Below are 13,086 nucleotides of genomic sequence, written 5' to 3' on the forward strand. Positions count from 1 at the left end.
CTGAGCGGTAGCTTTTTTTGCTTCTCCCCACCCTGCTCCGGCGTCCACCCCTCCCCCCGGCTCTACCCCTCCTCCGGCGTCGCGCTCCTGCGGTTCCATGCCCTCGGGGCGCGCCAGTGGTAGTGGAGGGCCGCCAGGCGCAGGAGGAACGCGGTGAGGATCGCGACGCCGCTCGTCGCCGCGTTCAGGGTGTCGAAGCGGATGCAGAGGGCCACGATCGTGGCGCCCACGATGGCCGGGACGGCGTACAGGTCGCGGTCCCAGCGCAGCAGGGACGGGACCTCGTTGGCGAGGACGTCGCGCAGGACGCCGCCGCCGACCGCCGTGGCGAGGCCGAGGGTCGCGGACGAGGTGAGGCCGAGCCCGTAGTCGTACGCCTTCGTCGTGCCCGTGACGCAGAACAGGCCGAGGCCCGCCGCATCGAAGACGTTGACCGCGTTCTGGGTCCGCTCGACCTGCGGGTGGAGGAAGAAGACCAGCACGGTGGCGAGCAGCGGCGTGATGAAGTAGCCGAGATCACTGAACGCGGCGGGCGGCACCGCGCCGATGATCAGATCCCGGAACAGCCCTCCGCCCAGCGCGGTGACCTCGGCCAGGACCGCGATGCCGAACACGTCGAAGTTCTTGCGTACGGCGAGCAGCGCGCCGGAGATCGCGAAGACGAAGATTCCGACGAGGTCGAGCGCATGCTGGACGGAGGGGGTGAACAGTTCATGGAGCACCCGACATTCTTACCCCGATACGTGTTCCCCGCTCGAACGTGCCGGGTGCTCCCGCTCTCCTGCCTACCAGGCCGGCTTGCCCGTCGTGTAGATCCACGTCTGGAAGAGGTCGTCCAGCTGCTGACCCGAGATCTTCTCGGCCAGCTTGATGAACTCGGCCGTGTTCGCGTTGCCGTACCGGTGCAGCTTGGTCCACGCGGGCAGCAGCTTGAAGAACGCGCCGTCACCGATGCGCTCGCGCAGCGCCTGGAGGGTGAGCGCACCGCGCCGGTAGACGGCCCCGTCGAACATCGTGTCGCGCTGCGGGTCCGCGACCTCCCGCTGCCAGAACGGGTCCGTGGCCGGGACCCGGTTGTAGAAGGCGCGGGCCAGGTCGTGCGCGGTGCCCCGCCCCTTGTGCTCCTCCCACAGCCACTGCGCGTAGCTCGCGAAGCCCTCGTTGAGCCAGATGTCCTTCCATTGCGCCACCGAGACCGAGTCGCCGAACCACTGGTGGGCGAGCTCGTGGACGATCGTGGTCTCGTTGCGCACCGCCGAGTACGCGGGCTTGGACTGCACTTCGAGCGAGAAGCCCGCCTGCGGCATGTCGTCGACGATCGCGCCCGTCTCCTCGAACGGGTACGGGCCGAAGACCTGCGACCAGTAGTCGGTCGCCTCGGCGGTGACCGCGTACACGTCGACCTGGTTCTGCCCCTTGAGCACCGGGTCGATGGCCACGTAGATCGGCGTCCCGGCCGGGGTCTTCCCGGTCTTCACGTCGAACTTGCCGATGGTCGCGGTGGCCAGGTACGTCGCCATCGGCCTGGTCTCGCGCCAGTGGGAGTACGAGCGGTCGCCGCGGTCGTAGGAGGAGACCAGGCGGCCGTTGGAGACGCCGGTCAGGCCCTTGGGAGCGTCGATGCGGATGTCGTAGGTGGCCTTGTCGGCGGGGTGGTCGCTGGAGGGGAACCAGGTGGAGGCGGCGTTCGGCTCGCAGGCCACGAAGACGCCGTCCTTGGTCTTCATCCAGCCGTAGTCGGAGCCGAAGACGATCGGGCCGTTGAGCGCGACCGGCACCCCGCCGTAGACGACGGTGACCTCGAACTCCTGCCCCTTGCGCAGCTTGTGACGGGGCGTCACCACGATCTCGTCACCGTTGCGGGTGAAGTCGGCAGGTCTGCCGTTCACCCGTATCGCGTCCACGGTGAGCTTCTGGAGGTCGAGGTCGAAGCTGGTGAGGGTCTGGGTGGCGCGGGCGGTGATCGTCGTACGCCCGTCGAGCCGCCCCGAGTCCGGATGGTAGGAGACCCCGAGGTCGTAGTGGAGGGCGTCGAAGCCGCCGTTGCCGAGGTCGGGGAAGTAGGGGTCGCCGATTCCGGCGGCGCCGGGCGAGCCGCCGCCGGGTGCGGCGGCGATGGTGAAAGCCGAGGCCGCCGCGGTGGCGAGGGCGAGCAGCCGTGAGGTACGGCGTGCCGAACGGGAGAGTGCCATGAGTCTGCCCTTCGAACGCGTTTCCGTGCGTACGGACACGCAGACTCTGCACTCTCCCGTTTCGGCGTGAACATGACTTTGCCGAACCGTCATGCGTTACTTGCCGGTTGACTCCTGAACCGTGGAGTCCGGTCCGGATGCCTCGGGCTTCGCCGCGGCCTTGGGCGCCTCGGGCTTCGCCGCGGCCTTGGGCGCCTCAGCCCCAGCCCCAGCCTCTGCCGCTTCAGGCTCAGCTTCTTCGGCCTCAGCCGCTTCGGGCTCGGCCGCTTCGGTGCTCGCCTCGGCCTCAGAAGCCTCAGCCGCAGAAGCCCCGACCTCAGCCACCTCAGCCTCAGCCTCAGCCACCGGCTCCGCCGCCGCGTCCGCCACCGGCTCCGCCGCGGCCGGCGTCGCGATCGACACGACCTCCCGCGCCTCCGGCAGCACCGCCTCGCCCGGGACCTGGTCCGGCGCGTTCTCCGGGTGGTGGCAGGCCACCTGGTGGCCGGTCTTCAGGGCGATCAGCGGCGGCTCCTGCGTCTTGCAGATCTCCGTCGCCTTCCAGCACCGGGTGTGGAAGCGGCAGCCGCTCGGCGGCGAGATGGGCGAGGGAACATCGCCCTTGAGCAGGATCCGCTCGCTCTTGGCGCCCTTGCGCTTGGGGTCCGGCACCGGCACGGCCGAAAGCAGCGCCTTGGTGTACGGGTGCATGGGCGACGAGTACAGCGACTTGCGGTCGGCGAGCTCCACGATCTTGCCGAGGTACATCACCGCGATCCGGTCCGAGACGTGCCGGATCACCGACAGGTCGTGGGCGATGATCACGTACGTGAGGCCCAGCTCGCTCTGGAGATCGTCGAGGAGGTTGACCACCTGCGCCTGGATCGACACGTCGAGCGCGGAGACCGGCTCGTCCGCCACGACCAGCTTCGGGTTGAGCGCGAGCGCGCGGGCGATGCCGATGCGCTGGCGCTGGCCGCCGGAGAACTCGTGCGGATAGCGGTTGTAGTGCTCGGGGTTGAGGCCCACGAGCGCCATCAGCCGCTGGACCTCCTTCTTCACCCCGCCCTCGGGCGTGACGCCCTGGAGCCGGAAGGGGGTGGAGACGATCCCGCCGATGGTGTGGCGCGGGTTGAGCGAGCCGTACGGGTCCTGGAAGATCATCTGCATGTCGCGGCGGAGCGGACGCATCCGCCCGGCCGACATGTGCGTGATGTCGTGGCCCTCGAACTCGACCTTGCCGCCCGTCGGTTCGAGCAGCCGGGTGATCAGGCGGCCCATCGTCGACTTGCCGCAGCCCGACTCGCCCACCACGCCGAGGGTCTCACCGGCCCGGACGTCGAAGGAGATGCCGTCGACCGCCTTGACCGCGCCGGTCTGCCGCCCGAACAGGCCCTTCTTGATGGGGAAGTGCTTGACGAGCCCCTCCACCTTGAGAAGCGGCTCGGGCGACGCGACCGACTGCTCCGGGATCGCCTTCTCGGTGCCCTCAGTGCCCGTAGGGGGCTTCTTGTCGCTCACAGCTTCGGCGCAATCTCTTCGGTCCAGATACGGGCCCGCTCCTCCTGCGACATGTGGCAGGCCGAGTAGTGCCCTTCGGCGTCGTCCCACTGCTTGAGCTCGGGACGCACGGTGCGCGTGACGTTGTCCTTGGGGAGGTCCGCGTACGGGCAGCGCGGGTTGAAGGCGCAGCCGGACGGCACGTTGATCAGCGACGGCGGCTGACCCTTGACCGGGATCAGCCGGTCGGTCTCCTCGCGGTCGATGCGCGGCATGGACCCCAGCAGGCCCCAGGTGTACGGGTGCTGGGGCTCGTAGAAGACCTTCTCCGCCGGGCCGCGCTCGATGCACCGGCCGCCGTACATCACCAGGAGGTCGTCCGCCATCTCGGCGACCACGCCCAGGTCGTGCGTGATCATGATGACGGCGGAGCCGAACTCCTTCTGCAGATCGCGGATCAGGTCCAGGATCTGCGCCTGGACGGTGACGTCCAGGGCGGTGGTCGGCTCGTCCGCGATCAGCAGCTCGGGGTTGTTGACCAGCGCCATCGCGATCATCGCGCGCTGGCGCATACCGCCGGAGAACTCGTGCGGATAGGAGTCCACGCGCTTGCCCGGCTCGGGGATGCCGACCCGGTCGAGCATCTCGATCGCACGGGTGCGGGCGACCTTCTTGGAGACCTGGTTGTGGACCCGGTAGGCCTCCACGATCTGCGCGCCGACCGAGTAGTACGGGTGCATCGCGGAGAGCGGGTCCTGGAAGATCATGGCCATCTTCCGGCCGCGCAGCCGCCGTACGTGGTCGGGGTCGGCGCCGATCAGCTCCTCGCCGTCCAGCCACACCTCGCCGGCGATCTTGGCGTTGGCGCTGCGGTGCAGCCCCATCACGCCGAGCGAGGTCACCGACTTGCCCGAGCCGGACTCGCCCACGATGCCGAGGGTCTTGCCGGGCTTGATGTCGAAGCTGACCCCGTCGACGGACTTGACCAGGCCGTCGTCGGTGTCGAAGTGGATGCGCAGGTCCCGTACGGAGAGAAAGGCCTCTCCGGCGTCGGCGGGGCGCTCGGCCACCGGCTCGCCGACGGCCGCGCCGGTCTTGTTCAGGTCGCTCACGAGAGCCTCACCCTGGGGTCGATCGCGGCGTACACCAGGTCCACCAGCAGATTGCAGAGAACGATGAAGAAGGCGGCGACCAGGGTCACGCCCATGACGACCGGGAGGTCGTTGTTCCGGACGCCGTCGACCGCGTAGAAGCCGAGGCCCGGGAAGGAGAAGACCTGCTCGGTGATGACCGCGCCGCCGATCAGCAGACCGAAGTCCATGCCGAAGATGGTGACGATCGGGGTGAGCGCGGCGCGCAGGCCGTGCTTGCCGATGACGGTCCGCTCCCGCAGGCCCTTGGCGCGGGCGGTGCGGATGTAGTCCTCGCCCATGGTCTCCAGCATTCCGGCCCGGGTGAGCCGGGCGTAGAGCGCGGAGTAGAGGAAGGCGAGGCTGCACCAGGGGATGAGCAGGTTCCAGGCCCACTCGGCCGGATTGTCCATGAACGGCACATAGTGCACGCCGGACCAGATGGGCCATTGGACGGTGAACAGTCCCTGGCCCAGCATCCCGGTGAAGAAGATCGGGAGGGACACGCCGGCGAGGGCGATGGCCATGAAGAAACGGTCCATGAACGATCCCCGCTTGAGGGCGGAGACGACACCGACCGCCACACCGGAGGTCAGCCAGATGACGGCCGCACCGATGGCGAGCGAGAAGGTGACCGGGATGCGGTCGGTCAGCTGCGGCCAGACCTCGACGTGGTTCTTGAACGAGTAGCCGAAGCAGGGGGCGTTGCAGACCGAGGCGTCGGGACCGAACTGGTAGGTCGCGCCGACGAAGATCTGCTTGATGAAGTGCCAGTACTGGGTGTAGAGCGGTTGATCGAACCCGAGGTTCTTCTTCACCGCGGCAATCGCACCGGCATTGGCGTCCTTGCCCACGTACTGGGCGGCCAACTGGTCCATCGTCTGGCCGGCCAGCCGGGGCACCAGGAAGTAAATCGCGAAGGTGACCGCGCTGACGATCAGCAGCAGGACCACCGCGCCGAAAGCGCGTCGGATGATGTACGCAGCCACAGCTGTCCGGCAACCGGTGCCCGCCAGGCCGGGGGTCTTCCCGACCCGGCGGGCACCGGAGCCTTCACCTGCCTTTCAAAGAACTCGGGGGCTCAGCCGCTTTACTTGGAGGAACCCATCAGCAGGTAGTCGTACATACCGAGGTACGCCTGGGTGACCGTGACGTTCGTCGCGGACGTCGGGCGGAACAGCAGGTTCTTGCGGTAGATCAGCGGAACGGCGGAGGCGTTCTCGGCGACCATCTTGTCGATGTCGCCCCAGGCCTTCTCACGGGCGGTCTTGTCCGTGTTGGAGATGGCGTCGTTCAGCGCCTTGTTGATCGCCGGGTCGTTCAGCTCCTGGACGTTGTTGCCACCGGACGGCTTGATGGCCGCGCCGTTGATGACCTGGTCCAGGAAGCCGAAGCCGGTCGGCCAGTCGGCACCCCACGCGGTCATGAGCATGCCGAGCTTGTGGTCGTGCACGTACTGCGGGTTGCCGGCGAAGTTCTGGAAGTACTTGCCCGCGGGGAAGGACTTGATCTCGGCGTTGATGTTGAGCTTCTTCAGCGACGCCTGGACCGCGGTGGCCATGGCCATCTCGGAGGGACGGTCGGAGCGGGCCGTCAGGTTGGTCGAGAAGCCGTTCGGCTGACCGCACTGCTTGAGCTCGTCCTTGGCCTTGGCCTCGTCGCCCTTGTCGCCCGGGGTCTCGTACAGGTTGAACTTGGCGTAGCCGTTGACCGACGGCGGCAGCAGCGTCGAGGCGACGTCACCCTTGGGCGCGCCACCCGCGGCGGCCTGGATCGACGCCTTGTCGATGCCCCACTGGACGGCCTTGCGGCAGTGGATGTTGTCGAACGGGGCGACGTTCACGTTCAGACCGATGTACGAGGTCGCGCCGGCGTACGAACCGTCCGTCTGCGACTTGTACTTGGCGTTGGTGATCACCTTGGGCTGGGTCTGCGGGGAGACACCGGTGCCGGCCGCGTCGACGGTCAGGTTGTCGGCGAGGAGGTCGTTGTCGACCGTGACCGCGTTGACCTTGAACCGGATGCTGATCTTGTCCGGCAGGGCCGGGCGGTTCGGGTCGGTCTTCGGGTCCCACTGCGTGTTGCGGACGAGGGTCGCGCCCTTGCCCTCCTCGTAGGACTCGAACTTGTACGGGCCTGAGGAGACGATGTGCTGGACGTAGGTCGCGCCCCCGTCCTTGGCCCGCGGCACGGGCGCCGTCTGCGAGAAGGTCGCCAGGTAGTCGAAGTCCGCGAAGGCGTCCTTCAGCTTGAAGACGATGGTGTTGTCGTCCGGCGTCTCGATGGACGCGATGCCCTTCGGGTCCTTGTTCTTGTACGGACCCTCGTACTTGTCGCCACCCTCCAGGTGGGACTTGAAGTACGTCGGGCCGTTGGACAGCGCCTCGGGGGCGAAGTTCGAGCGCTCGACGGCGTACTTGATGTCCTTCGAGGTGATCGGCGTGCCGTCCTCGAACTTCAGGCCCTTGCGCAGGGTGTACGTCCAGGTCTTCGCGTCGGCGCTGGGCTTGCCGAGCGACTCCGCGAGGTCCGGGACCACGGTCAGGCCGTCCTTGCCGGCGGCCGGCTTGAACGTGGTGAGCGTACGGCCGTACAGGCGGGAGAAGTTCTGCACCCAGCCGTAGTACGTGTTGCCCGGGTCCAGGGAGTCCGGCACGTCCGACATGGCGTAGGTGGCGGTGCCCCCCTTCTTGTCGGACTTGTTCACGATCTGGGAAAGCGCGGCGTCGGTGACGGACTTGCCGCCCTTACCGCTGCTGTCCTTGTCCTTGGAGTCGTTGCACGCGGTGGCCCCCAGTGTCAGCGCCACGGCGGTAGCGATCAGAACGGTCGCTTTTCTCGTCTTCACCTGAGGAATGCCCCCTCTATGGATGGTTGCGGCAGATGTGATGCGTATCTGGCAGGTGCCGCGTGCTTACTTGCCTCGCGGGTCGAGGGCGTCTCGCAGCCCGTCGCCCAGCAGGTTGAACGCCAGGACCGTGATGAAGATCGCCAGGCCCGGCACGATCATGTACTGCGGGTCCGCCTCGTAGAGGTCGGTCGCAGTGGAGAGCATTCCGCCCCACGATGCCTGCGGCGGCGAGATGCCGACGCCGAGGAAGCTGAGGCCTGCCTCGAACAGGATGTTCGTGGGGATCAGGAGCGTCGCGTAGACCAGGATCGGTGCGACCAGGTTCGGCAGCAGCTCCCGGATCAGGATGAACGGACCGCGGGCGCCGAGGCTCTTGGCCGCCTCGACGAACTCGCGTTCGCGCAGGCTGAGCGTCTGGGCCCGGACGATACGGCCCATGTACGGCCAGCTGAAGAAGCCGATCACGAAGATCAGCACGCTGATCCTCAGTGGCAGCCCGGTCAGTCCGAACGCCCCGTCCTGGAGGGACGCGGAGATCGAGATGGCGAAGAGCAGCAGCGGGAACGCCAGGAAGACGTCCATCGCGCGGCTGATCAGGGTGTCCGCCCAGCCGCCGTAGAAGCCGGCCGTGACGCCCATGATCACGCCGATGACGACCGAGAGCAGCGTGGCGCCGCCCGCGACGAGCAGCGACACCCAGGAGCCCTCGATGATCCGGGACAGGATGTCGCGCCCGTACTGCGGGTCGACACCCAGCGGGTGCTCCCAACTCATGCCGCCCCAGGCTCCCTTGGGTGCCAGCAGGGCCGGGTCGATCAGCTCCTGGTGGAACTCGTTCGGGTCGAGCCCGAACGCCCACTGGATGGGCTTGGAGAGAACGGCGAGCAGGACGAGCAGGACGACGACGACGCCACCGGCGACCGCGAGTTTGTCGCGCTTGAAGCGCGTCCAAGCGATCTGTCCGAGTGAACGGCCCTCGATCTGGCTCTGCTTGGCCCCCGTGAGTACTGCCTCCGGCGGCACCTCGGCAGCCGATCCGGTGGTCTCGAGCGGTGCGGTCACAGTGCCTCTGACCCCTCCTGGCCGGCGGATGGCCGGCCCGTACCAGCCGCTGTGGCGGCTTGTTCCATCAGGTGGTGCGGTGATCTGCGACGGGCCAACCGGCCCTTGTTAGCCGGGAGTCTTCAACGCGTTTGCGATCACCCGCCAGACCTGACGGTGAATGGTTGCCTAAACGTGATGCGGTCAGATGACTTCCGTTATGCGGACGTCGTGATCGTCTGAGCGGACCAGTCGGGCACTAACCGACCAGATCGGTCATGTCGCCCAACTGCGTTTATGTGCAGTGGTTTTTGGGCCCGAGGAGGCGGATCAGTACGCGCGCGGGGCGGCCGGGGGGTAGCCGTACCCGCCCGCCGGGGCCGCCGGGGCGGCGTGCGCCTCGCGGTCGTAGAAGGGGCGCCCGTTGGCGCGCAGCCACATGCCGACCGGGTCGTACTCGTCGGAGAGGGCCACCGTGGAGACCGGCAGCCCGTCGGGCACGGCGGCGATCGCCTGCTGCATCATCGCGCGCACCGCGTCCACGGACTGCGGCCCGGTGTCGTAGAGGTCGAGGCCGATGGCCAGGTACGGGGTGCCGAGCGCGGGCTGCACCCAGGCGCGGCGCAGCGCCCGGACGGCCGGGGTGCGGTGCGCGTGCTGCGCGAGCAGGGCGTAGAACTGCGGGATCTCCACGGCCGGTTCGGTGATCCGCAGCGGGCCCGCGGGCATCCGGTCGAGGCCGGTGGCGATCCGGCGCAGATCGGTCCAGGGGATGCCGACCCCGCCGCCCGGGGCGTGCGGGTTGAGCCAGATCCCGTACCGGTCGGGGTAGAGGGCGCGCGCGATGTCACCGCCGGTGACCACTTCGTGGGCCCGGTTCCAGCCACTGGCGGCGAGCTCCTGCGCGGAGGTCACACAGGGTGCGTACGCCACCCCGTCGACCTCCATGTTCCCGTACTGCGCGTCGGGGGCGCCGGGGCGGCCGTGCCAGAGCAGCATCCACAGCCGGCCGGACGAGGGGTCGCCGAGGGCGTGCAGCAGCGCCTCGTACGCGTCGTAGCGTCCGGGGGCCACCTGGCGCAGCATGTGCTCGACCTGCCCGGCCGCCGCGGTGCCTGACGCACTCACCCTGGGTCCCGCCCCTCTTCGGTCCCCCGCGCCGCCGGTACACAGGCGTGCCGCCGCGGGGGTCTACGGATTATGAAACCAGCTTATGCGGGAGGAGCCGGGGGGTGGCCGGTGGATGCGGCGGACTTCCGCCCGGATCGGCTTCGCGGTGCTGGTGAGCGGGGTCTACGGCCTGTCCGTGGCTCGCGTGTAGAAGGGGCGCACTCGCTCGCGCATCCAGTCGCCCACCGGGTCCTGGGCCACGTCGAGCAGCACCAGGTTCACCGGCCAGCCGACCGGCACCCGGCCCAGCGCGCGGCCCAGTGCCTCCATGGGGGCGTTGCGCCCGGCCCCGTCCCAGGTGGAGAACTCCACGCCGATGAGGAGCGTCGGGGCGTCGCCCTCGATGGAGGCGAGCGCGCGGCGGGCGGTGAGCACCACGCCGGTGGCGTCGAACTCGGCGGCCGCGGCGGTCAGGAAGTCGACCGGGTCCTCCTGCCAGTCGGGCTCGAAGAGCCGGACCCGGGCGCCGGAGGCGGGCCCGTCCAGGGCGGTGCGCCCGGTACGGCACAACTCGGCCACCGCGGGCGGCGGCAGCGGTACGCCGACCGCGCCCTCCGGGTTCAGCGCGATGCCCAGCTGCGGGGGCAGCCCCCGGGCGAACTCGACGGCGGGCGCCACGGCGAACGACATGTGCGGCCCGACGCACTGGAGGAACTGCTGCTCGGAGCTGTAGACGGGGACGTAGGGGGCGCCGTCGATCTCCATGGTGGGGAGGTCCAGGTCGGCGCTCTCACGGCTGCCGCCGTTGGGAAGGGGGACCCAGACGGGGTTGCGGCCCATGACCTCTATCAGGCGGGGGCCCGCACCCGGGACGCCGAGCGAGGCCGCCAGGGCCTCCTCCAGCTCGTTGCCCGGCCAGCCGCCGCCGCCCTGGGGGTGCGGGAATTCCATGTGCCTGTCCTTTGTCTGCTGGCCGTCTCTGGTTCTGCTGACCGTCTCTGGGTCTGCTGACCGTCTCTGGCTGGTCGTGCCCACGCGGCGGAGCCGCAATGTCACAGCCCCGCGCCCCTCGGAAGACGGGGGGTGCGAGTCCCCGGCACGGAAACCTTAGCGTCGGGCCGGGTTCTCCTCGAAGGCGAACCGTGCCACCGCCCCCGCCGCCTCCCGGTCCAGCAGAACCGCCGACGCGACCCCTCTGGGCAGGCGACCCTCGGCCACCGCGGCTATCAGGCGGGGCACCGCCCTGGCGTGGCGGGCGAAGGCGTACGCGGAGACCTTGCGGCCGCGGGCCACCTGGCCCGCCAGGGCCGTCTGCGGGGAGACGTCCAGGAGCACCAGGTGCAGCGAGCGCCCGCCCCGCGCCGCCGCCCTCGCCAGCGACCAGCGCACCCAGGCGTGGGTGCCGCAGTCGTGGACGGCCAGGCCGCCGCCCGCCCGCAGCGCCCGGTGCATCCGCAGGAAGTGGGCGACGCGGGCGACCGGGCGGTACAGCGCGTACGGCACCCCGGGCAGCCGGGCCTCCCAGGCCTTGCGGGTGTCCTGGGAGTCGATGCCCAGGCCCGGCGCGGCCTGCCGCAGCAGGGTCGTCTTGCCGCTGCCGGGCAGACCGGAGACCACCACCACGTCCCCCTCGGCGAACCGGAGCGTGTGCGGTGAGCGGCCGCCCAGGCCGCGCAGGTCCCGTACCACCGGAACCGGCGCGTCCGCCCGCGCCGCCGCCGTCGTGTGAACCGTCATGGGCCCTCCCCCTGTCGGGTCGTGCGACCCGTCCCCGATGAGCGTAAAGAGATGGTAATGAGACCTGAGTGATGTGTCGTTCCGGGGAGGCGTGCAATGATGTGCCCGCCAACTGCATACCGGCCGCTTGAATCCACGCGGGAGAGTCCTCGGTCAGTTCCCGGGGCGCCGAAGGAGCAAGTCCCTCCCTTGAATCTCTCAGGCCCCGTACCGCGTGGATGAGGCAGATCTGAAAAGCGGGCCGCGCGTTCCCAAACGGCGCGGCTCCACCCAAGGTGCAAGCCAGGACCCCGACGTGCGTCCGGCGAACCTCTCAGGTTCCGATGACAGATGGGGAGGATCGTCCTCGCCGTCATGCCCTGGGAGCCACACCCTCATGAGCAACCCCCGTCTCACCGCCCTCGACGCACTGCACCGTTCGCTGGGCGCGACCATGACCGACTTCGCCGGCTGGGACATGCCGCTGCGGTACGGCAGCGAGCGCGACGAGCACACCGCGGTCCGCACCCGGGCCGGTCTCTTCGACCTGTCCCACATGGGCGAGATCACCGTCACCGGACCGGAAGCCGTCAAGGCCCTGGACTACGCGCTGGTCGGCAACATGAGCACCATCGGCGTGGGCCGCGCCCGGTACACGATGATCTGCCAGGAGGACGGCGGCATCGTCGACGACCTGATCGTCTACCGCCTCGGCGAGCAGGAGTACATGGTCGTCGCCAACGCCGGCAACGCCCAGGTCGTCCTGGACGCGATCACCGAGCGCGCGGCCGCCTTCGACGCCGAGGTCCGCGACGACCGCGACAACTACGCGCTGCTCGCCGTCCAGGGCCCCGAGTCCCCCGCCATCCTCGCCTCGCTCACCGACGCCGACCTCGACGGCCTGAAGTACTACGCGGGCCTGCCCGGCACGGTGGCCGGTGTCCCGGCCCTCATCGCCCGTACGGGCTACACCGGCGAGGACGGTTTCGAGCTCTTCGTGGCCCCGGCCGACGCCGAGCGGCTGTGGCGCGCGCTGACCGACGCGGGCAAGGACGCGGGCCTGGTGCCGTGCGGTCTGTCCTGCCGCGACACCCTGCGCCTCGAGGCGGGCATGCCGCTGTACGGGCACGAGCTGACCACCGCGCTGACGCCGTTCGACGCGGGGCTCGGCCGGGTCGTGAAGTTCGAGAAGGAGGGCGACTTCGTGGGCCGCGAGGCCCTGGAGGCCGCCGCCGAGCGCGCCGCCGCCAAGGCGCCGCGCAAGCTGGTCGGCCTGGTGGCCGAGGGCCGCCGGGTGCCGCGGTCCGGATTCTCCGTGGTGGCGGACGGCGAGGTCGTCGGCGAGGTCACCTCGGGCGCCCCCTCGCCCACGCTGGGCAAGCCGATCGCCATGGCGTACGTGGACGCCGCGCACGCCGCACCGGGCACCTCCGGCGTGGGCGTCGACATTCGCGGTACGCATGAGGCGTACGAGGTCGTGGCGCTGCCGTTCTACAAGCGCCAGAAGTGACCCCTCGCACACGCACCGCATGACTTTTCCGTTCACCACCACTCCCCCTCGTACAGG

At 69.5% G+C, this 13,086-nt stretch carries 11 protein-coding genes and 1 riboswitch; of the genes, 1 reads left to right on the top strand and 10 read right to left on the bottom strand.

Annotated features, from left to right (window positions below; all coding sequences use genetic code 11):
* Positions 1–62 precede the first annotated feature (62 nt).
* From AB0G17_RS14460 to AB0G17_RS14505, 10 genes are all read right to left on the bottom strand, one after another.
* Positions 63–722, bottom strand: a complete 660-nt coding sequence (locus tag AB0G17_RS14460; protein WP_361380961.1) for a trimeric intracellular cation channel family protein — start codon at positions 720–722, stop codon at positions 63–65.
* 63 nt (positions 723–785) lie between these two features.
* Complete coding sequence (locus AB0G17_RS14465; RefSeq protein ID WP_361380964.1) at positions 786–2,192, bottom strand: M1 family metallopeptidase; 1,407 nt, start codon at positions 2,190–2,192, stop codon at positions 786–788.
* Positions 2,193–2,288: 96 nt separating this feature from the next.
* Complete coding sequence (locus tag AB0G17_RS14470; protein WP_361381188.1) at positions 2,289–3,644, bottom strand: dipeptide ABC transporter ATP-binding protein; 1,356 nt, start codon at positions 3,642–3,644, stop codon at positions 2,289–2,291.
* Positions 3,645–3,688: 44 nt separating this feature from the next.
* On the bottom strand, positions 3,689–4,783 hold the full coding sequence (locus AB0G17_RS14475; protein WP_361380967.1) for an ABC transporter ATP-binding protein: 1,095 nt from the start codon (positions 4,781–4,783) through the stop codon (positions 3,689–3,691).
* Positions 4,780–5,790: an ABC transporter permease gene (locus AB0G17_RS14480; RefSeq protein WP_361380970.1), complete on the bottom strand. Its 1,011-nt coding sequence runs from the start codon at positions 5,788–5,790 to the stop codon at positions 4,780–4,782. The genes AB0G17_RS14475 and AB0G17_RS14480 overlap by 4 nt, the downstream gene beginning before the upstream one ends.
* Positions 5,791–5,891: 101 nt before the next feature.
* The gene (locus AB0G17_RS14485) at positions 5,892–7,649 is read right to left on the bottom strand and encodes an ABC transporter substrate-binding protein (RefSeq protein WP_361380973.1); all 1,758 of its coding nucleotides are present in this window, start codon (positions 7,647–7,649) and stop codon (positions 5,892–5,894) included.
* A 66-nt stretch (positions 7,650–7,715) separates the two neighbouring features.
* Positions 7,716–8,714 (bottom strand): ABC transporter permease, encoded by a 999-nt coding sequence (locus AB0G17_RS14490; RefSeq protein WP_361380975.1) that lies wholly within the window; start codon positions 8,712–8,714, stop codon positions 7,716–7,718.
* 309 nt (positions 8,715–9,023) lie between these two features.
* The gene (locus AB0G17_RS14495) at positions 9,024–9,821 is read right to left on the bottom strand and encodes an enhanced serine sensitivity protein SseB C-terminal domain-containing protein (RefSeq protein WP_361380978.1); all 798 of its coding nucleotides are present in this window, start codon (positions 9,819–9,821) and stop codon (positions 9,024–9,026) included.
* 165 nt (positions 9,822–9,986) lie between these two features.
* Positions 9,987–10,754 (bottom strand): enhanced serine sensitivity protein SseB, encoded by a 768-nt coding sequence (locus tag AB0G17_RS14500; protein WP_361380981.1) that lies wholly within the window; start codon positions 10,752–10,754, stop codon positions 9,987–9,989.
* A gap of 156 nt (positions 10,755–10,910) precedes the next feature.
* Positions 10,911–11,540, bottom strand: coding sequence for an AAA family ATPase (locus AB0G17_RS14505; RefSeq protein WP_361380984.1), 630 nt, complete (start codon positions 11,538–11,540; stop codon positions 10,911–10,913).
* A gap of 128 nt (positions 11,541–11,668) precedes the next feature.
* Positions 11,669–11,763: riboswitch (glycine riboswitch) on the top strand.
* A gap of 153 nt (positions 11,764–11,916) precedes the next feature.
* On the opposite strand from AB0G17_RS14505, the gene gcvT reads away from it, so the two are divergent.
* Positions 11,917–13,029 carry a glycine cleavage system aminomethyltransferase GcvT gene (gene gcvT / locus AB0G17_RS14510; RefSeq protein WP_361380987.1) on the top strand — a complete coding sequence of 371 codons (1,113 nt, stop codon included), beginning with the start codon at positions 11,917–11,919 and terminating at the stop codon, positions 13,027–13,029.
* Positions 13,030–13,086 lie beyond the last annotated feature (57 nt).

Origin of the sequence: Streptomyces sp. NPDC023838 (assembly GCF_040639555.1) — a bacterium.
Lineage (GTDB): Bacteria > Actinomycetota > Actinomycetes > Streptomycetales > Streptomycetaceae > Streptomyces.

Bases quoted from the DNA above. Each gene is read 5' to 3' on its own strand.
- AB0G17_RS14465 (WP_361380964.1), bottom strand. From the start codon at position 2,192: ATGGCACTCTCCCGTTCGGCACGCCGTACCTCACGGCTGCTCGCCCTC.
- AB0G17_RS14500 (WP_361380981.1), bottom strand. From the start codon at position 10,754: ATGGAATTCCCGCACCCCCAGGGCGGCGGCGGCTGGCCGGGCAACGAG.
- AB0G17_RS14505 (WP_361380984.1), bottom strand. From the start codon at position 11,540: ATGACGGTTCACACGACGGCGGCGGCGCGGGCGGACGCGCCGGTTCCG.
- gcvT (WP_361380987.1), top strand. From the start codon at position 11,917: ATGAGCAACCCCCGTCTCACCGCCCTCGACGCACTGCACCGTTCGCTG.